Source organism: Paenibacillus sp. KN14-4R, assembly GCF_052180255.1.
Lineage (GTDB): Bacteria > Bacillota > Bacilli > Paenibacillales > NBRC-103111 > Paenibacillus_AM.
Window position 1 is genome coordinate 45,065 of sequence record NZ_CP197466.1, and the last position, 19,752, is coordinate 64,816.

General features: G+C 44.6%; 16 protein-coding genes. 11 read left to right on the plus strand and 5 right to left on the minus strand.

All coding sequences use genetic code 11. The features are described from left to right. Positions 1–10 precede the first annotated feature (10 nt). From rbsK to dcuC, 3 genes are all read left to right on the plus strand, one after another. Positions 11–895 (plus strand): ribokinase, encoded by an 885-nt coding sequence (gene rbsK / locus ACSBOP_RS00245; protein ID WP_442602531.1) that lies wholly within the window; start codon positions 11–13, stop codon positions 893–895. Between the two features lie 74 nt (positions 896–969). Next, a complete protein-coding gene (rihC, locus tag ACSBOP_RS00250) occupies positions 970–1,890 on the plus strand; it encodes a ribonucleoside hydrolase RihC (RefSeq protein ID WP_442602532.1) in 921 nt (306 codons plus the stop codon). Between the two features lie 31 nt (positions 1,891–1,921). Next, complete coding sequence (gene dcuC, locus ACSBOP_RS00255) at positions 1,922–3,352, plus strand: C4-dicarboxylate transporter DcuC (protein WP_442602533.1); 1,431 nt, start codon at positions 1,922–1,924, stop codon at positions 3,350–3,352. A gap of 91 nt (positions 3,353–3,443) precedes the next feature. On the opposite strand, the gene ACSBOP_RS00260 is transcribed toward dcuC, so the two are convergent. The 3 genes from ACSBOP_RS00260 to ACSBOP_RS00270 are packed head-to-tail and all read right to left on the minus strand — an operon-like array spanning position 3,444 to position 8,858. Further along, entirely contained in the window at positions 3,444–5,414 is a 1,971-nt protein-coding gene (locus ACSBOP_RS00260; RefSeq protein ID WP_442602534.1) for a stalk domain-containing protein, read from the minus strand. 25 nt (positions 5,415–5,439) lie between these two features. Further along, positions 5,440–7,050, minus strand: a complete 1,611-nt coding sequence (locus tag ACSBOP_RS00265; RefSeq protein ID WP_442602535.1) for a response regulator transcription factor — start codon at positions 7,048–7,050, stop codon at positions 5,440–5,442. Then, positions 7,047–8,858 carry a cache domain-containing sensor histidine kinase gene (locus ACSBOP_RS00270; RefSeq protein ID WP_442602536.1) on the minus strand — a complete coding sequence of 604 codons (1,812 nt, stop codon included), beginning with the start codon at positions 8,856–8,858 and terminating at the stop codon, positions 7,047–7,049. Before ACSBOP_RS00270 ends, ACSBOP_RS00265 begins: the two co-directional genes overlap by 4 nt. A 145-nt stretch (positions 8,859–9,003) precedes the next feature. On the opposite strand from ACSBOP_RS00270, the gene ACSBOP_RS00275 reads away from it, so the two are divergent. The 5 genes from ACSBOP_RS00275 (at position 9,004) to ACSBOP_RS00295 (ending at position 15,354) form a co-directional block, all read left to right on the plus strand. Next, on the plus strand, positions 9,004–9,888 hold the full coding sequence (locus tag ACSBOP_RS00275) for a carbohydrate ABC transporter permease (protein WP_442602537.1): 885 nt from the start codon (positions 9,004–9,006) through the stop codon (positions 9,886–9,888). Continuing rightward, positions 9,888–10,727, plus strand: coding sequence for a carbohydrate ABC transporter permease (locus tag ACSBOP_RS00280; protein ID WP_442602538.1), 840 nt, complete (start codon positions 9,888–9,890; stop codon positions 10,725–10,727). The genes ACSBOP_RS00275 and ACSBOP_RS00280 overlap by 1 nt, the downstream gene beginning before the upstream one ends. A 773-nt stretch (positions 10,728–11,500) precedes the next feature. Continuing rightward, entirely contained in the window at positions 11,501–12,820 is a 1,320-nt protein-coding gene (locus tag ACSBOP_RS00285) for an ABC transporter substrate-binding protein (protein WP_442602539.1), read from the plus strand. An 80-nt stretch (positions 12,821–12,900) separates the two neighbouring features. After that, positions 12,901–14,544: a family 14 glycosylhydrolase gene (locus ACSBOP_RS00290; RefSeq protein ID WP_442604325.1), complete on the plus strand. Its 1,644-nt coding sequence runs from the start codon at positions 12,901–12,903 to the stop codon at positions 14,542–14,544. 123 nt (positions 14,545–14,667) lie between these two features. Continuing rightward, positions 14,668–15,354, plus strand: a complete 687-nt coding sequence (locus ACSBOP_RS00295; protein WP_442602540.1) for a DNA alkylation repair protein — start codon at positions 14,668–14,670, stop codon at positions 15,352–15,354. Positions 15,355–15,357: 3 nt separating this feature from the next. Here the strand turns inward: ACSBOP_RS00295 and ACSBOP_RS00300 are convergent, their stop codons facing one another. Together ACSBOP_RS00300 and tadA are read right to left on the minus strand one after the other, a co-directional pair. Continuing rightward, entirely contained in the window at positions 15,358–15,669 is a 312-nt protein-coding gene (locus tag ACSBOP_RS00300; protein WP_442602541.1) for a hypothetical protein, read from the minus strand. A gap of 34 nt (positions 15,670–15,703) precedes the next feature. After that, positions 15,704–16,141, minus strand: coding sequence for a tRNA adenosine(34) deaminase TadA (gene tadA / locus ACSBOP_RS00305; RefSeq protein WP_442604326.1), 438 nt, complete (start codon positions 16,139–16,141; stop codon positions 15,704–15,706). A 241-nt stretch (positions 16,142–16,382) separates the two neighbouring features. On the opposite strand from tadA, the gene ACSBOP_RS00310 reads away from it, so the two are divergent. From ACSBOP_RS00310 to prfA, 3 genes are all read left to right on the plus strand, one after another. Then, the gene (locus tag ACSBOP_RS00310) at positions 16,383–17,087 is read left to right on the plus strand and encodes a PilZ domain-containing protein (RefSeq protein WP_442602542.1); all 705 of its coding nucleotides are present in this window, start codon (positions 16,383–16,385) and stop codon (positions 17,085–17,087) included. A gap of 213 nt (positions 17,088–17,300) precedes the next feature. Beyond that, complete coding sequence (gene ychF, locus ACSBOP_RS00315; protein WP_442602543.1) at positions 17,301–18,401, plus strand: redox-regulated ATPase YchF; 1,101 nt, start codon at positions 17,301–17,303, stop codon at positions 18,399–18,401. 276 nt (positions 18,402–18,677) lie between these two features. Further along, positions 18,678–19,751, plus strand: coding sequence for a peptide chain release factor 1 (gene prfA / locus ACSBOP_RS00320; protein WP_442602544.1), 1,074 nt, complete (start codon positions 18,678–18,680; stop codon positions 19,749–19,751). The last annotated feature ends 1 nt before the right edge of the window (position 19,752 follow it).

Here is a 19,752-nt window from a genome sequence, read left to right on the forward strand (position 1 = left end):
GTATACGGGTATGGAGCAGAAACCTAAGGTTACAATTGTAGGAAGCATTAACATGGATTTGGTTACGATTACTTCTCAGCTGCCTAAAGTAGGCGAGACACTCTTCGGTGATCAGTTCCAGATGAATCCGGGTGGGAAAGGCGCGAATCAAGCAGTAGCTGCGGCTAGACTTGGTGCTCACGTGCAGCTCATCGGTTGTGTAGGATCAGACAATTTCGGTAAGGAACTATTGGCGCATCTTCAAAATGAAGGTGTTGATGTGAGCAATGTGGAACCGGTTACAGGTTCGACTGCTACCGCATCGATTACGGTATCAGGTGGAGACAACAGCATCATTGTAGTGCCTGCTGCGAATCATAGCGTTACAGCTGCATTTGTTGAATCGAAACGCGAAGTGATTGCAAATAGCGATATCGTCATCCTTCAATTGGAGATTCCGTTGGAAGCGGTAGAGAAGGCAGTAGAAATTGCGAAAGAGAATAATATCACGGTAATACTTAATCCGGCGCCAATTCAAGAGCTTTCGGCAGAGCTTATTAGCAAAATCGATTACGTAACTCCAAATGAGCATGAACAGGTGCTGCTGAAACAAAATCATAATGAAAAAGAGCTAATAGGAAAGCTGATTGTGACGAAGGGGAGTCAAGGGGTATCGATCATCGAGGCGGGACAAGAAATTCATGTTCCTGCTTATAAAATTGATGCAATTGACACGACCGGAGCTGGCGATGCCTTTAATGGTGGGTTAGCTTATGCGCTAGTAAAAGGATTTCCTTTAAGAGAGGCTTGCAAATATGGCAATGCTGTTGCTGCACTGTCTACGACTAAGCTTGGGGCACAATCCGGCATGCCTACTGCTGAAGAAGTAGCAACATTTATGAATAGTCGGGAGTAGTCAGCTTTGCTGATCTGCTCAATGTATCAAAATTGTAATCGCTTACTTTTTTAATTTTAAGGAGGATTCTTATTATGACTACAAGACCAATCATTATTGACACAGATCCAGGAATTGATGATGCAGTTGCACTTGCAATCGCTTTATACAGTGAACAACTAGATGTGCGCTTAATTACGACAGTTGCTGGCAATGTTAGTCTTGAAAAGGTAACGAAGAATGCCCTACGTTTACTTGAATTTTTCGGAAAAGATGTACCTGTTGCATTGGGTGCGGCAAGACCACTTATTAAAGCGCCTATTGATGCAAGCGATATTCACGGATCGACAGGCATGGACGGTTTTGATTTTAAGGAACCCACACAAGATCGTGTGCTCAAGGAACATGCAGTAAATGCGATGTATCGTGTCATTATGGCAAGTGAGCAGCCCACAACGCTTGTACCTATTGGCCCGCTAACGAACATTGCCTTGTTATTAACGATGTATCCAGATGTAAAAGAAAAAATTGACGAGATCGTGTTAATGGGCGGTTCTACAACCCGTGGGAACATGGGCGTCATGTCCGAGTTTAATATTGCTGCCGATCCAGAAGCAGCGAAGATTGTTTTCCAAAGCAACTTGCCTGTTGTCATGGTTGGACTCGATGTGGGTTGGAAAGCACTTGTGTACCCAGAAGATAGTGAGCAGCTTAAAGGCATGAATCAGACAGGCGGAATGATCTATCAGCTGTTCCAAAAATATAGAGGCGGCAGCATGAAAACGGGACTAAAAATGTACGATAGCTGTGCAATTGCCTACTTGCTGAAGCCGGAGATGTTCCAGGTTGTAGAAACATTTGTCGATGTGGAGTTGAACGGCTCTATGACAGCTGGATGTACAGTGGTGGACCTCAGAGGATACTTGAAGCAGCCAAGTAACGCTAAAGTATGCGTGGATATCGATCCCGATATGTTCAAGCAATGGTTTATGGAAAGTTTAGGTAAATGCAATTAAATGACACCCAAATTAGGGAGGAAGTCAAATCATGGATTCTAACTTCGTAATGTATGCCTCTGCTATTATTGCAGTACTCATTGTAATTTACATGCTAATTAAAAAAATGGACATTAAGATTACGCTGTTTCTAATGGGTATTATTCTCATATTCATCAGTATGGGAATGGGGAAAGAAATTGCGATCAAAAAGTTTGTATCAACGGGTTCTTTATGGCTAGATCCGCTGCAAGTAATCGTCGCGCAGTTTAAAGATACATTCTCTGCTGCAGGCTTTATCGTTCTCATCTTGGGTGGATATACCGCCTATATGTCCTCCATTGGTGCAAATGATGTAACTGTAAATGCATTAACAAAACCCATTTCTAAGATTAAATCGGTATACATCCTTGTGCCGCTCGTTTTCTTGCTAGGAAATGCGTTGTCGCTCGTTGTTCCAAGTGCTTCAAACTTAGCCATTATTTTGCTGGCGACTTTGTATCCGATCTTAAGAAAAGCAGGCATGACAGCTTTAACGGCAGGGGCAGTTATTGCAACTTCAGCTACAATCGTACCTACGCCACTAGGCAGTGACAATGTTGCTATTGCGGAAGAGCTGGCGAAACACTCGTCATTTGCGGGTCTGAGTGTAACAGACTATGTATTTAATTATCATGCTCTTGTCTCTATTCCGACGTTGCTCTTTATCGCCGTCGTCCATTACTTCTGGCAGAAGAGAATGGACAAGAAAGTCATTGCAAATGCAGAGACAGGCACAAGCGAGAAGCACGAAAGTACGGAAACACCTGTGATAAGCGGAGGATTTTTATACAAGACGGTCTATGCGATTCTTCCTGTATTCCCGATTGTTCTTCTTCTCGTTGCTTATGGGGCTCAGTTTATTACGGGTAAAACGATCAATATTAGTGTAGAAGTTGCTACATTAGTATCCTTCACGCTTGCGATTGTGTGTGAGCTCATTCGACATAAAGGCAATAAGAGTGTTCTTGAAAAGACGGAAGCATTCTTCAAGGGTATGGGCGGCGCGGTTCCGATTGTTGCTCTACTCGTTGCAGCATCTGTGTTTGTTACGGGTCTAAAATCAATTGGTCTAGTTGATGAGTTACAATCATCTATGCAGCACATTCAAGGTAACGGGCTGGACTTTATCCTACCGCTTATTCTAGTAGCACTAACAGCTCTAATCGTTATCTTGAGCGGAAGTGGAATTGCCCTTATCTTCGCTATGGTTCCATTGATTGTTCCTTTGGCAGAGGCAGCTGGGATCAGCCCAATCTCTATCTCGGTTCCACTTGGGTTAGCCGGTAACTTGTTCCGTGCGGTTTCTCCGGTTGCCGCGGTTGTTCTGATCGTTGCAGGTACGGTGAAAGCCGACCCAATCGCAATTGTGAAACGTACATCCGTTCCAATGATTGCTGGTGTTATCTTCATGTTTATTCTATCCATGATCATGTTCCAATAATGAATTCGTTGTCATTACGAATAGAAAGGACCGTTCTCTAAGTTGAGAGCGGTCCTTTTTGCGTCCCATCCTAGGAAGGAAGGGTTTGTTTCTAATTCTTTGGGTCCTTTACAGTCGAAATCATAACCGTTCTACTTTTACCTTCCCAAGTGACTTTACCGCCAAACACCTCTCCGACGAATCTGGCAGGCGCGACTGTAAATCCATTTACCAATTGAGCGGGTTGATCTAACTGAACGGCTTGCTCATTGACATAGGCTGTTTTCTCATCCAGGGTGAGGCGTAATGTCGTGCTTCCCTTATTAGCCGTTACAGTCTGCGTCGATTCATCAAATTTAACAACAGCGCCCATGGCTTCAAAAATAGCTCGAAGAGGGGCCATGGTAGAGCCACTCAGAATAACGGGAGGCTGCTTAAATATCTGCTCTTTGCCATCAATAACAACGTTTACGCGCGGTGAAATGCGGAATGAACGACTTGTGACTTGATTCCCAGATTTGTTATACACTCGTAATTCGAGAACGGATCCATCGGGAACATCTGCAGCGTCCAAGTCAATGCCATAAGGCAATTCGGACTGGGATGCAAGGACATGACCATTGAGTACATATTCCACTTTCCCGATGTAGACATCAGGTGTTTTGACGAATGGAATAAATCTGGATTTTTTAGAAAAGGATTCATGCTGCGCATCGACTTTCACATAGCCTATCCCACCTTCGGGTACAGCACCTTGAGATACTTTGGATAATAGAAATGGATTGGCAATAAGCTTGCTGTAATAGCTTTGTATACTAGCTGAGCTGCTTAACGAGTAATCGTTCTTTGCTCCACCCATTTCTTGATCGACATTAAAATACGTGATGGCTTTCAATCTTGGGTACTTGTACGGCATGATCTCATATAATCGCTGTAAATTCAGCTTCGCCCATTCCGTAAAATCTTCCTTAGCTGAATGGGAATAATGCGGAACACCCGTCTCGCTTAACATGAGTGGCTTGCGGTCTGAATACGTATTGTACAGTCTGGTTAACCGCTCAACATTACTCGTGGCAAGCATGGAAGGCAAGGATAGGTCGCCATTCGCATAGGGTTCAATATATAAGCTAACGCCAACCCAATCCACGTAATCATCACCCGGATAATAAGGATCAATGGCATCTGCTGGCACATCTCCAGGACTCCAAACCATCGCAACATTCGGCGCTTCTTGAGCGAAGACATCGTGGATCATGCGGAATTTCTCTATATATTGATTCGGGTTGCCATGCCATTTGACCCAGTTGCCATTCATTTCACCTGCAAAACGTAAAAAGATTGGAATGCCTGCCGCTTTTGCTTTCTGCGCCCATTTACGCAGATAATCGCCGTCTACGACTGGGTCTAATCCATCATCAGGCTCCCAAGCGATTTGCAGCGCACCTCCGGCTTCTTTTGCTCTTTGCGCATATGCCTCAGGGAAAGGTTGTCCCCAGTGAGCGTAGGCCAAATAAATCGCATGATTCTTCCCATACACGTTTTCCGTCTTCTTAAAATAATTACCTACCTTCGGGTCCTGCTCGGAATACATGCCAATATATGCACCATAAGCGGGTTCAAACTTAGCCAATTTCCCATCTTTAGGGGCGGCTAAAGCCTTCAAATCGGCAGTATTGTCATCTTGGCGATAGAGCTCAACTGTCGTTCGAATTTGCTCTGCGCGCTGGAGTTTATTTGCTCCCCAATCTGTCCCGGTTTTCACCCAATACTCATTTTCTAATTCATAATAGTGAATCGCTTGTTCATAATCTCCGATTGAATCGAAATAGGAATCCAAGTTGCCGCAGAATAGGGCCGCATTATCCCAATTGCCTACACTGGCATAATAGTCAGCAAGGAACTTCCAATGTGGAACCGCTTCGGCTTTCTTGCCGCTTGCTGTAAGTTTATCTGCTGTTTTCCAATGATCCCAGACCACATCGGCGTGAGCGGGTTTAGGAATGCTTGTGAGGCTTCCTGCGATCAGAGCTGCGGCAAGCGCCGTTATCCCGAATCGTTTCATCTTGAGTGTTAAGGTTTTCATGTCATGCTCCTTATCTATGGTGATCTTACGTCTGCTGCTTCCGATACTCATTGGGTGAGATCCCATATATCTTTTTGAACACTTTGCTAAAATATTTCTCGTCTTGATAGCCGACCATTTCGGCGATTTGGGTCATTTTGAGAGCAGGGTTGAGCAGCAGCATCTTAGCGCGATCCATGCGAATGCGGCTGATGTAATCAGTCATATTTTCGTTAAAATATTGCTTGAACTTGCGTGATATGTACTCTCTGCTCATGAAAAACTGATGCGAAATTTCCTGCAGCGACACATCTCGGTGCGCATTGGCTTCGATATATTTAGCAATGTCGTAAACAACATGGGAACCCTTATGTCGATATTCACCAAGCTGATTGGAAAACCGGACGAGTGCATTCACAAGGTGCTCCTCCCAAATATCTACCGAGAATCGTCCATTGTCATCAACAGGAAGAGCAATAAAGTCTTCTGGCAGCTCAATCTCAGTGCTGTCGATTAATTCTTTAGCCCAGCGACTCGTCAGCACACGCAGCGCCTGCCGCCAACGCTCGAATTGTTCGAGGTTAATCGTAGGCTGCTGCCTAACCGAGTCCATCCAATGTTCGACCGCAGCTTGGATTTGCTTGGGCTGGCTGCTAAGCACGGATAATCGAATAGGTTCTTCATGTGCTGTCCAGCTCATCTCGGATACCGTCGTCATCCGTTCTTTACGAAACGGATGCACCCCAGCTTCAACGTCGAGAAGATTGCGGTAACGAAGGGCAAGTTTTGCTTCATGATACGAATCTGTCACACCTACCGGCAACTTCTTAACGCCTCCCAAACCGACCTCACATTGATCTCGTAAAGTCGTAGATAACACATGATGAATATGTGTGGTGTGTGCAGGTACGGACTGTAAAGATTGCCAGAATAACAGCACAATCTCATTCTCACGATTAAAAGAACGGAAGGCTACACCGATACGTGGGTGATCTTGTCCTACAATTTCGTTGCAAATGTTCGTCACGGTGAAGAATAGCAGCTCCCGATTCGCTGTGAATTTACACCAAGTCGCTTGGCTTAATGTTTCCATAGCAAGAACGGCGACCTGACATTCTGCCATCTCATCAAGATGAATGCCGAATTCTTGTTTGAGCGCCTGTCCGTGCTTGCTCAAGGTAGGAGGGTGAAGAATGAATTCCGAGAATATTTTATCCCAATAGACGGGCCGAATCACATTCATCTCCATGTTCTGCATATTTTTTCGAACACGTTCTGCCTCATCATCTCTCCAGCTATTAACGGCTTTCTCCACCGTATTTGTTAATTGTTCGGGATCAATAGGCTTAAGGATGTAATCGAATCCACCATGCCGCATCGTATGACGGACGAGCGGATAATCATCATAGCCACTGATGACAATGGTCTTGCTCGTTGGACTATGCGCCTGAATCCACTCTAGTAGCTCTTTACCATTACGAACAGGCATCATCATATCAGTAAAAATAAGCTCCGGACGACTCGCCTCCATCATCTCAATCGCTTCTTGTCCATCGGCAGCTTCCATCAGTGTCGAAATGCCGAATTGCTCCCACGGGACGAGCAGCTTAATCGCTTCACGAACGTGTTTCTCATCATCAACAATCATTGCCTTCATCGTATTTCCTCCTTAGGTAGTGGGATATGCAGGTTAACGATGAGTCCTCCTGCTGCAGGGGATTCAAGTAAAAGATAGGCTTCGGGTCCAAAATGGAACTTGAGGCGAGACACCACATTTAGGAGACCAATGCTTTCTTGTGATTCCACCACTTCCATTTCACCTGTACACTTGTCCAAAGTTTGCTGAATGCTATTTAGACGAGCCGGATCCATCCCTTTGCCATTGTCAGCAATACGAATAAGAAGGAATCCTTCCACTCCTGGGGTACTTGAAATTTCAATCCGTGAATCATTCTGAAGAAATCCGTGTTTAAAATAATTTTCTACGATCGGCTGCAGCGTCATTTTGGGTACAAGAATGGAATCGTATCGTTCATCCAATGTATAGACAACGTCGAGCTGCTCATCAAATCGTTGTTTTTGCAAGCCTAAATAAGCTTTTACATGATCAATCTCCCGAGCTAGTGGAACAATGGTCTCATGCGTATTCATGCTATAGCGCATCATGCGTCCAAGCGATGTAATGAGCGTATAAATCTTGGGTGCATCGTGTTGTAAGGCAAGTGTTCCGATTAATTGCAGCGTATTGTACATAAAATGTGGGTTAATTTGCGCTTGCAGCGCCTTGATCTGATACGTTTTATTTGCAAGCTCGAGCCGATATTCCCTTACAATCAGGTCGTTAATCATCTGCATCATTTGGTTAAAACGCTTCGCGAGCTGCCCCGTCTCATCCTGAGATGAGACATCGATTACGACATCAAGGTTGCCGGGCTCTACTTTTCGAATGGAAGCAATGAGTTTCTTTATCGGTGAAGTAATCTTGATCGAGATCGTCAATGTTGCAGCGATAATCACAATCAGGAATACGATGCCAAGCAGTACATTAATCTGAGTTAGGTGCCTAGCATCTTGATATAGGAAATCGTAAGGAATACGCTTTACGAGCGTCCAGTTCATGTAAGGAGTCGTGATTTTTTCATAAACATGCAGCCCTGAAAAATGATCCTGGTTCCATGCAAATGAGCCTTTACCATCGGTCACACCTTGGACATGCTGTACCCATGCTTCACTTAAGACCGTCCCGATTTGCTCGGGGAGGGGCGAGTAAATGACGGTTCCTTTTTCATCTAAAACATAGAGTTGTTCATGCTGCTTGTCATATAATTGCTCACAAATTTGGTTGATGACGTTCATACGTACATCCAGTGATAGGGAGCCAACCAGCTTGTCAGAAGGCAGTTCAAATAACGGTCTGTGAAACGTCATGACAATACCCGGGTCAAAATAGGGATAGGACCCTGTACCATTCTGGTGACTTATATGCGGTGGATCAACTGTTGGACGTGAAGTAGATACGGTGGTGCTGAGCTTATCACCATCTGCAACTTTACCGAGTCCCTCCATCATGAGATAGGTCTGATCCCCTTTTGCAATATAAAGACGAGTTTGATAAATTTCTTTCACTGAACGATTCAAGAACAGCATCGAGCGATAAATTTCGTTCGCATTTTCACTTTCGATTGGGCCGTTAATAATAATTTTGTACAGCGTCTGCGTACCTGCCGAATAGTAGATCGGGTCGTTGTAGACGGAAAGTGAAATTTGATTAAGAATGTTCATGTAGTTCTCGATATTCGTGCGTCCTTGAAAAATAAGGTTGGAGTTCTGCTGGACGGATGTATTTTGCACGTTATTTTTCACATTGTGATACGTGATCATAATAAAAGTCACCATCGGGACAATGGTCGCTAGACACAGAAATACGATGAGCTTGTTGCGAATGCTTCTTTTTAAAAAATCCATCGGCTTCTCCATTAGGGTTCAATTTGGGATGTGTTCAATATATTCCACCCTAACAATCAAAATCCTCTGTGTATTCTGATATCAAATCGCTCTACAATAGGTATCATGTCATTTGCAACTATGCCTAGGAAGGGGAGATTGTACCATGTCCCGCAGCAAAAAAATGTCATCAGCGCTGCAGCAAACCGTGTTTGTTGGGCCTGCCATGCTGGTGTTCGCTCTAATTGTACTCGTGCCTTTTATAATGGGAATGTATTATTCATTCACGTCGTGGAACGGGGTATCGGATCAAGTGACTTGGGTGGGGTTTCGCAATTTCAAGGACTTATTCACGAATGATCCCGATTTCTTCAAATCGTTCTGGTTTACGACACGCTTTACACTCTGTGCAGTTGTGCTGACGAATGTACTCGGGTTTATTCTCGCTTATATGCTAACCAAACCGCTGAAAATGCGCAGCATTCTGCGGACGATTTTTCTACTGCCTAATGTGATCGGTGGGCTATTGCTCGGATTTATATGGCAGTTCATTTTTGTAAAAGGATTCGCTGCCATTGGCGAGGCAACGAATATTGGGTTCTTCCAGTTACCATGGCTTGGCGATGAGACGACGGGCTTCTGGGCGCTCATTATTGTAAGCGTATGGCAGGGTGCTGGTTACCTGATGATTATCTATATTGCTGCTATGGTGAATGTGCCGAAAGAATTAATAGAAGCTGCTCATCTCGATGGAGCTACACGGGGTCAAGTGCTGCGCACTATCCTTATTCCGCTTATTATGCCTGCGATTACGGTGTGTCTGTTCTTAAGTATTGCTTGGTCTTTCAAAATGTTCGATCTGAACTTATCGCTAACGAAAGGCGGGCCTTTCCGCTCAACAGAATCGGTCGCGATGAACATCTATGCGGAAGCGTTCCAGAACAATAATTACGGACTTGGTGCGGCTAAAGCATTCCTCTTTTTCATTGTTGTCGCAGTCGTATCCTCTTTGCAGGTATACGTGACGAAGAAGAAAGAGGTGGAGATGTAATGGAAACAGGTCGGTTCTATTCGAAGCGTATTTTTGGAATCGAAGTTATTGCTATTGTGATAGCCTTGATCTTTCTCGTTCCATTTTATTTTGTAATTGTGAATTCGGTGAAATCTTTCGCGGATTTGCTGCTGAATTCAGCAGCACTGCCAACAAAGTTCGAGTGGAGTAACTATTCGAAAGTATGGACGATTACGAAGTTCCCGAGGGCGCTGCTCAATTCTTTTCTCATTACAGCAGTGAGTAACATTGGGATTGTACTGATTAGCTCGATGGCGGCATATCGGATGCAGCGGTTCCCAAGTCGATTCAACAACGTATTCTTTATGCTGCTGGTGGCGGCGATGGTCATTCCGTTCCAGTCGGTTATGATTCCGCTCATTAAAGTGATGAGTACGCTGGGCCTGAGCAACTCCATACCAGGAATTGTGATCTGTTATTTCGGATTCGGTCTTTCGATGTCACTGTTCTTGTTTCATGGTTTTGTAAAAGGAATCCCGCGCGAGATTGAAGAGTCGGCAGTCGTGGATGGATGCGGGCCGTTCGGTGTGTTTTTCAAAATTATCTTTCCGCTGCTGCGCCCGATTATCGTGACAGTTATCCTGCTGAATAGCTTGTGGATTTGGAATGACTTTCTCTTGCCACTTCTTGTACTCGGCCAAAAACCAGAGGTGCGTACGATTCCACTGTCGATCTACTCATTCTTCGGTCAATATACCAAGCAGTGGGACTTGGCACTTGCTGCGCTCGTTATGAGCGTGGCGCCGATTGTTGTGTTCTTCATGGTGCTGCAGAAGCACATCGTGGAGGGGATTACGGCTGGATCGATAAAAGGATGATTTGCTGCGGGGAGGATTGGGGCTGCGAGGGAAGTGAAGGTTCCGATCGCTGTTGACCTCGGGTTCCTTGATTAGGTTGGGTAGGAGGGAACCCTCGGTCAAAGGCGACCACTTCGTTTCTCCACTCTTCACTTCCCTCTCCGCCCCAATCCCAGTGACTGCTACACCTTTAAAATCTCTGCAGCCATTATGGGGGGCAGGGAAGGACTTCAACCTTTGGAATCGGTTGAAGTCAGCGAGCTAGAATTAATTTGTGGGCAGCATTTGGGTTGTGGGAGTCACTGATAAGTATTTCATACTGCTGGGGAGCTGGCAAAAGTGAACGCATGTCTTAATCGCTGTGAGCGAGTGTCAAGAAAAGCGATTAGTCCACATTGCAGGTCTGAGGTAAGTTATACCTCAGACCTGCAATCCGCCCTCCCCCTGCTTGCAGTGGGGAGGGGGAAAGTGTCTCGCCAAGCGCAGGGATGGTGCGAGGAGGCGGAGGGACGGGGAATGGGTAGAGAAACGAAGTGTTCGCCTTTGACCGAGTGTTCCCCCTTACCCAACCTAATCCAAGGAACACGAGGTCAACAGCGATCGGCACCCATATCCCGTCACGGAGCCTCCTCTCTCTCCACCATCCCGCAGCACCGGCCCACACTCTCCACCTTGCCCCACGTCAAAATGTTCCACCTTTTTGTTCAATATCGTACGTGTATCTAGGTTGAATTAACAATTATGATTAAATCATGAAATTATTATTATTTTTATAATAAATTGGGGGATGTCAGATGAAAAAGTTAGCGATGTTGGGTTTAACGTTAGCAGTAGGTGCTTCGCTCTTAGCAGGCTGCGGTAGCAAGGAAGCAGCTAAATCAGATGCAACGACAGGTACACCGAAACCAAGTACGGCCGCTACAGAGGCACCTAAAGATAATAAAAAAGTAACATTGAAGATGTTCCAATTTAAAGTGGAGATTGCGGATCAATTGAACAAACTGAAAGCGGAATATGAGAAAGCACATCCGAATGTAACGCTACAAATTGAGACGGTTGGCGGAGGCGCGGACTACGGTGCGGCACTAAAAGCGAAGTTTGCTTCAGACGACGCTCCAGACATTTTCAACAATGGTGGATTTAGTGACTTGGAGCTGTGGAAAGATAAATTAGAAGATTTGTCCGATCAGCCATGGGTTGCGAACGTGAATGACATTGCGAAAGAGCCAATGACGAAGGACGGCAAAATTTACGGCCAACCGATGAACCTTGAAGGATATGGTTTTATTTATAACAAAGATTTATATGCAAAAGCAGGCATTACCGAACTTCCAAAGACGCTTACGCAATTGGAAGAAGCAGCGAAAAAACTGCAAGCAGCAGGCATCACACCTTTTGCTAATGGCTATCAAGAATCATGGATTCTCGGTATTCATAACTTGAACGTGGCATTCGCAAACCAAAAAGACCCAGACAAATTTATTGCAGGCTTGAAAGCTGGATCAGATAAAATCCCGGGTAACTCCGTGTTCGATCAATGGTCGAAAATGTTCGACTTGACGATCAAATATGGTAACAAGAATGCACTAACAACGGACTATAACACGGAAGTAACGATGTTTGCGAGTGGTAAAGCGGCGATGACACAACAAGGAAACTGGACGCAAGTTCAAATTTCCAAAATCGACCCGAATATTAAAATTGGTTTCATCCCAATGCCAATCAATGATGATGCAGGGCAAGATAAATTATTCGTAGGCGTACCGAATAACTGGGTTGTGAACAAAAACTCCAAAATTAAGCCAGAAGCAAAAGATTTCTTGAATTGGCTTGTATCATCAGACATCGGTAAAAAATATATTGTAGAAGAATTCAAGTTCATTCCTGCATTCAAAAACATTACAGCAGATTCCAAAGTGCTAGGTGATCTTGCAGCAGATATTCAAAAGTACAGCCAAGCAGGTAACGTTCGTTCTTGGAACTGGTTCAAGCTTCCTGATGGTGCTGTTCAAGAGTTCGGCTCTACGATGCAAGCTTATATTGGCGGTAAGAAGAATAAAGATCAAATGCTAGAAGACTTCCAAAAAACATTGGATAAAATGTATAAAAAATAATCGCAGCCTCATGTGATAGTCAGCCCCGATAGGCAAGTAATCGGGGCTTTTATTTTCCAAGATGAAAGGGAGAATGAATGATGCGTAAATGGCTAAAAGCGGGACTGACGTTCCTGCTATCACTTGTTCTAATCTTCTCAGTCACACAACCTGCGTCAGCTACGATCAACAATACCTACAAGGCATTCGTAATGGCACCGCTGACTCACATTACAGATTGGACAGCATTCGGCAAACAGCTCAAGACACTTAAGGATAACGGCGTTGCTGGGATTACAACCGATGTATGGTGGGGCGATGTAGAAGCGGTAGGCGACCAAATTTTCGACTGGTCATACTATTTGACGTATGCCAGCCAAGTTAGAGCAGCAGGGCTCAAGTGGATTCCGATATTGTCCACGCACCAATGCGGCGGTAATGTAGGGGATGATTGCAACGTACCGCTGCCGTCATGGATATGGGGTAAAGGCACAGCCGATCAACTTAAATTTAAGAGCGAAACGGGCTATATGAACGGGGAGACTTTGTCTCCATGGTGGTCAGGAACAGCTGCACAATACGATGAGCTGTATGCTTCTTTTGCAGCTAATTTTAGCAGTTATAAAGATATCATCTGGGAGATTAGTTTAAGTGGAGGGCCTGCTGGGGAACTGCGTTATCCAAGCTATCAGAGCGCCGATGGGTGGTCCTATCCAGGTAGAGGCAAGCTGCAAGCTTACACGGATACAGCTAAAACCGATTTCCGTAACGCCATGCAGGCGAAGTATGGAACGATCGCTGCAGTAAATACAGCTTGGGGAACGACGCTAAGTGCATTCACTGCGATTAATCCGCCGAGCGATGGAGATCAATTCTTTATAACAGGTCGTAACACGAACTACGGAAAAGATTTTTTGAACTGGTACCAGTCGGTGCTAACGAAGCATTTGTCAGCCATTGCAACGAAGGCTCATAATCGCTTTGACTCCGCTTTTACCTACGATCGGGGAGATGGTGTGAAACCTGTCCCAATTGGGGCAAAAGTCGCGGGCATTCACTGGCTCATGAACCATCCGACAATGCCGCATGCCGCAGAATACGGAGCGGGTTACTATAACTATTCCACTATTCTAGATCAGTTTAAGACATCCAATGTAAACTTAACGTTTACTTGTCTAGAGATGGATGATTCCAAAGCGAACACATCACCGGAGTATTCTGCGCCACAGTCGCTTGTCATTAACATTTCATCCCTTGCGAATAACAAAGGAATTGTGCTAACCGGGGAAAATGCACTGCCGATTGTTAATGATGGGCAAAAGTATCAAAATCTCGCGCAAGCGCTGTTTAATTACAATTTCAGCAGCTTTACGCTGCTTCGTATGGCAAATGTCGTGAATGCTAATGGTACGGCAACAGGCGAATTACCTTATTTTAGTGATGCGATTGCGATGACACCGGTGCCCGTTACATTCCGAGTGAAAGGCGCAAATACCGCACCAGGTGAAGTTGTGTACATCAGCGGTTCACGGTGGGAGCTGGGCAAATGGACAACAGGCGTCTACACACCGAAGCTAACATACAGCAATGGGGATTGGGTAGGCACTGTTTACTTGGGAAGCAATCGTTACTATGAATTCAAAGCGATTAAGAAAAATGGAGCAGGCAGCGTTACGTGGCAATCTGGAGCTAATAAAACGTGGACCGTTCCGAGCACAGGCGGCGAATTCGTGATCAATTGGTAGATTATAAGGAATTGGATAATCAGGTGAATTAAGCTGTTAATATATTGAGGAAACGCGTCGATACTTATAGATAAGAGTATCGGCGTTTTTTTATTTGAAAGATGAAAGGTGGGGGTAATCGTCATGCAGGCGTATACAAAAGCAATGAAAGATGTATTGGAGCCGTATCGCGATAGTGATCAAGCAGAACCGATGGCACGCTACATGAAGAATTTGTTTCCTTTTCTAGGTATACGTACGCCTGAGCGAGATGCATTAACGAGACAATTTGTTGCGGAACAGGGCCTGCCGACGATGGATGAACTGCCGCAAATTGTACGAGAACTGTGGCAGCTGCCGGAGCGGGAGTATGCGTATACGGCGCTATTTTTACTCGGAAAATATATGAAAAAGCTTCAGCCAGATCACCTTGATTTACTAGAAGAGCTAATCACGACAAATTCTTGGTGGGATACGGTCGATTTGCTCGCTTCGAATGCTGTTGGCACCATTCTTGGCAAGCATCCCGAGTTGCTACCTATGTATCCAGATCGTTGGATTGCATCGTCTAATATGTGGTTGCAGCGAACAGCGATTCTCTATCAGCTTAAATACAAAACACACACGGATGAAGAGCGGCTGTACCGCTACATTCAGGCGTGTGCGTCTTCAAAGGAATTTTTTATTCAAAAAAGCATTGGTTGGGCGCTGCGGGAATATTCCAAAACAGCACCTGAGCAGGTAATCGCCTTCGTTGAAAAAGAAACACTTGCTCCATTAAGTCGCCGAGAAGCGCTCAAGTGGTTGCAGCGCTCCAAGCCGACAAGCTAATTGCTAAGAGCGCGAAGATGAACGATTGCTAATGATCATCATGTTAATAAATGAGATGATGATCCCAACAATTCTAGGTATATAACCGAGTAGAGGAACGAGACCCAGTAAAGCCATTCCAATATTGATGAGTGTGGTGAAAAAGGTGCCATTGCTTAATACAAATGAAAAAACCGCACTGATAATCACAAATGGTATAACCCATGAGGATGACCACGCGTAACCAAATGGAATGATGCTGATGATGAAACCAATTAAGATACATAGCTCAACGACCATATGAATTCTGTTCCAAATCCGTCTTGAATCTGACAAGGCAATCTCTCCTTTCTCAATCAAATAAGCTGCTTTACATCTTACGCCGAAGCTCTCGGAAAAAGTTCGTCAAAAGCCCAGCACATTCCTGCTGCATGACGCCCGAAATTACATCCACACGGTGATTAAATCGTTCTTCCTGAAGAAGATTCATCAGTGTGCCTGCGCAACCGGCTTTTGGATCAGTTGTTGCATACACCACCGTTGGAATGCGGGACTGTACAATGGCTCCTGCGCACATTGGGCAAGGCTCAAGCGTCACATATAACGTGCAGTCGAGCAGACGCCATGCATCTAGATGCTCGCTAGCCTGGCGAATGGCAATCATTTCAGCGTGAGCAGTTGGATCAAGTGTCGTTTCACGTAAATTGTGTCCGCGCCCGATGATTTCATCGCCGTGAACAATAACAGCGCCAATCGGAACTTCACGAAGTTCCTCAGCGAGTTTAGCTTCCCGGATTGCTTCTTGCATCCATCGAATATGGTTTTCCACAGTGGACAACCTCCTTATATATGTTATAAACAGGTGGATAACCAGTTCGAACATCTATTCTTGTTAACAGTTTGTGCATAAGTCTGTGGATAAGTCTATGCAAATGTGGATAAGTTCATTTTTTTAGTGGATATTGTCGATGTAATTATAGATTGTAAGTAATTTTATGGGAACTAGCAAGGCAGCAGTAATCATTTTTAATCAGCAGAGGTGGGAGATTATGAATAGTCACATGAATGAGGATCGACCAAGCCACACACCGCCTACTTTTGGCAAAGGACTTGGTGCTGCGCAAGCTTTTGTAAATTCCATAACAGTTATTGAAAAAAACAACTTTGTTTCCACGGGAATCTTGAAGTATGCAGAAGGAGATATTATTGAAGTTGAGATTGCGGAATGGGAAGTATTTAAGCTTGGAGAATCGCTGAAGCTTACGATCTATTCGACAAGTGGAATTCACCATTTTGAAAGTAGAGTCATTGCCAGAGATTCAGGTTCCGTCATTGTGATTAACCCCCCGGATGTGAAGCGTAAATCTTTTGATCAGCGGGAGCATCCGAGGGTGGATGTGAATCAATCGGGGATGATCCGAATGATCGAGAACCCACGTATTCCAATTAAATCACTGCTCCCAACGCCTGTGCCGCTTACAGTGACGAACCTTTCTTTAGGGGGAATCGGTTTTACGGTGTTAGCGGGCGAGATGGATTTTGATTCTTCCTTTCTCGTTGGGATGGAGGTCGACTTGGGCTTTAAGCTTTCTGTTCAAGCAGAGATTGTTCATCGATCGAGTGTGTCAGTAGGTGTTTATTATGGGGCTAAATTCGTGAAACAGCCCTCTATAGAGGAATTGACTTCACTTCGTTCGTTTATTATGCGAGCACAGGTAGGGATTTATTTGGACTGGAAAAAGGCACAAGCATGATCTTATATACGAAGCAGCAATCAAGAATCTACTGTTCATTTCAATGATGGACAGTAGATTTTTTTGAAAATATAAGAAAGTGTAAGTGGAATTATCAGCCTTTTCTTGACATTAATATGGAATTGAACGGTAATTCATTGTAACGCGGGGAATGCTGCTATATAATATAGGTTGGTCTATTAATAAACTGAACGTTTAAGGAGTGTCTTATCCATGGCTTTAAAAGCAGGAATCGTCGGCTTACCGAACGTCGGAAAATCGACTTTATTTAACGCGATCACGCAAGCGGGTGCCGAATCGGCGAACTATCCTTTTTGTACAATTGATCCAAACGTAGGGGTAGTGGAAGTGCCGGATGAGAGAATGCAGAAGCTGGTTGAGATTGTAGTACCGAAAAGTATCGTACCTACTGCATTCGAATTCGTTGATATTGCAGGACTTGTGAAAGGTGCGAGTAAAGGCGAAGGCTTAGGCAATAAATTTCTAGCAAACATTCGTGAAGTGGATGCGATTGTCCACGTTGTACGTTGTTTTGTTGATGAGAATATTACACATGTATCGGGTAAAATCGATCCGATTGGCGATATTGAAACAATTAATTTGGAACTTATTTTGGCGGATTTGGATTCTGTTGAAAAACGGATCGATCGTTCCCGCAAAAATATGAAAGGCGGCAACAAACAGTACGCGGCTGAAGTTGAAGTGTTAGAGCGTGTAAAAGAGGCACTTTATAATGATCAACCTGCACGTAGTGTAGAGCTAAGTGAAGATGAGAAAATAGTGATTCGTGACATGCACTTGCTGACAATGAAGCCTGTTCTTTATGCGGCAAACGTTGCTGAGAGTGAAGTAGCGCAAGCAGAAGACAATGAATATGTACAAAAAGTTCGCGCATTCGCAGCTCAAGAGGGTGCGGAAGTGGTTCCAATCTCGGCAAAAGTAGAAGCGGAAATCGCAGAACTTGATGATGAAGAAAAAGTGATGTTCCTTGAGGAGCTAGGTTTGGAAGAGTCCGGCCTAAATCGCTTGATTAAAGCAGCTTACAAGCTGCTTGGTCTATACACGTACTTTACTGCAGGTGTGCAAGAAGTACGCGCTTGGACGATCCGTAAAGGTACAAAAGCACCGCAAGCTGCGGGTGTTATTCATACAGACTTTGAGCGTGGATTCATCCGTGCCGAGGTTGTAGCTTATGACGATCTAATCGCAGCAGGCTCCATGAACGGTGCTAAAGAGCGCGGTCAAGTTCGTCTTGAAGGTAAAGAATATGTCGTTCGTGATGGCGATGTTATGCACTTCCGTTTTAACGTATAGCGAATCTGAACACGCGTGTTCAAAAAGTTAAACGGAGAAGAAAAGAAGCACTAAGTTAACTCTTTCGATGTACATTTTCCTTCGGAAAAATTTGAGAGCGTAGCGTTCGCCTTTGAAATCGTGAAATTACCACCACATCTAATCAAAACTTTCACGATTTCAACAGCGACCGGAAGTGCTTCTTTTCTTCGCAGTGATCAAGCTTTTTGAATACACTCCACAAGGATTAGCATCTACGGCTAGAATGGCATAAATTAAACAAGGGGGGAAATCCGAATGTTGGACCGTTTACAATCCGTAGCAGACCGTTATGACAAACTTAGCGAGCTGCTGTGTGATCCAGATGTAACTAGTGATTCCAGAAAGCTGCGCGACTACTCTAAAGAGCAGTCGGATTTGCAAGAGACGTATGATACGTACATGGAATATAAAGATGTGTACCAAGGCTATGAGTCAGCTAAGGCAATGCAAAATGAAAAGCTCGATGATGAGATGCGTGAGCTTGTGAAGATGGAGCTTGACGAGCTTGGTGCGCGTAAGCAAGAGCTTGAAGATCGTCTGAACTTCTTAATGCTGCCAAAAGATCCAAATGACGATAAAAACGTAATCGTGGAGATCCGTGGTGCAGCAGGTGGTGACGAGGCTGCCTTGTTCGCAGGTGATTTATACAAAATGTACACACGTTTTGCAGATTCGCAAAACTGGCGTACAGAAATTTTGGATGCGTCCTTGAACGATTTGGGTGGATTTAAAGAGATTATTTTCATGATTACAGGAAAAGGTGCATACTCCAAGCTGAAGTATGAGAGTGGCGCACACCGTGTACAGCGTATTCCAGTAACCGAATCGGGCGGACGTATACACACGTCTACGTCAACAGTCGTTGTGATGCCAGAGGCGGAAGATTTTGATATTGAAATTAAAGACAGCGATATTCGCGTCGATACGTTCTGTTCCTCGGGTGCAGGCGGACAGTCGGTTAATACGACGAAGTCTGCGGTACGTGTAACGCACGTTCCAACGGGCGTTATTGCGACTTGCCAAGACGGAAAATCGCAAAATGATAACAAAGCAAAAGCGTTGCAAGTTCTTCGTTCGCGTATCTTTGATAAGTTCCAACAAGAAGAGATGGCGAAAATTGCTGGCGAGCGTAAGAGCAAAGTGGGTACGGGTGACCGAAGTGAACGTATTCGTACGTATAACTTCCCACAAAGCCGTGTAACAGACCACCGCATTGGGCTTACTCTGCATAAGCTTGATACCGTACTTAACGGGGATATGGGAGAAATCGTGAATGCACTAACGATTGCAGCACAATCTGATCTTCTCGATAAGGGAGAACAGATTTAAG

Bases quoted from the DNA above. Each gene is read 5' to 3' on its own strand.
- ACSBOP_RS00290 (WP_442604325.1), top strand. From the start codon at position 12,901: ATGCGTAAATGGCTAAAAGCGGGACTGACGTTCCTGCTATCACTTGTT.
- ACSBOP_RS00265 (WP_442602535.1), bottom strand. From the start codon at position 7,050: ATGAAGGCAATGATTGTTGATGATGAGAAACACGTTCGTGAAGCGATT.
- ychF (WP_442602543.1), top strand. From the start codon at position 17,301: ATGGCTTTAAAAGCAGGAATCGTCGGCTTACCGAACGTCGGAAAATCG.
- rihC (WP_442602532.1), top strand. From the start codon at position 970: ATGACTACAAGACCAATCATTATTGACACAGATCCAGGAATTGATGAT.
- ACSBOP_RS00295 (WP_442602540.1), top strand. From the start codon at position 14,668: ATGCAGGCGTATACAAAAGCAATGAAAGATGTATTGGAGCCGTATCGC.
- ACSBOP_RS00275 (WP_442602537.1), top strand. From the start codon at position 9,004: ATGTCCCGCAGCAAAAAAATGTCATCAGCGCTGCAGCAAACCGTGTTT.
- tadA (WP_442604326.1), bottom strand. From the start codon at position 16,141: ATGCAAGAAGCAATCCGGGAAGCTAAACTCGCTGAGGAACTTCGTGAA.
- ACSBOP_RS00310 (WP_442602542.1), top strand. From the start codon at position 16,383: ATGAATAGTCACATGAATGAGGATCGACCAAGCCACACACCGCCTACT.
- ACSBOP_RS00260 (WP_442602534.1), bottom strand. From the start codon at position 5,414: ATGAAAACCTTAACACTCAAGATGAAACGATTCGGGATAACGGCGCTT.
- ACSBOP_RS00285 (WP_442602539.1), top strand. From the start codon at position 11,501: ATGAAAAAGTTAGCGATGTTGGGTTTAACGTTAGCAGTAGGTGCTTCG.
- rbsK (WP_442602531.1), top strand. From the start codon at position 11: ATGGAGCAGAAACCTAAGGTTACAATTGTAGGAAGCATTAACATGGAT.
- ACSBOP_RS00270 (WP_442602536.1), bottom strand. From the start codon at position 8,858: ATGGATTTTTTAAAAAGAAGCATTCGCAACAAGCTCATCGTATTTCTG.
- ACSBOP_RS00280 (WP_442602538.1), top strand. From the start codon at position 9,888: ATGGAAACAGGTCGGTTCTATTCGAAGCGTATTTTTGGAATCGAAGTT.
- dcuC (WP_442602533.1), top strand. From the start codon at position 1,922: ATGGATTCTAACTTCGTAATGTATGCCTCTGCTATTATTGCAGTACTC.
- prfA (WP_442602544.1), top strand. From the start codon at position 18,678: ATGTTGGACCGTTTACAATCCGTAGCAGACCGTTATGACAAACTTAGC.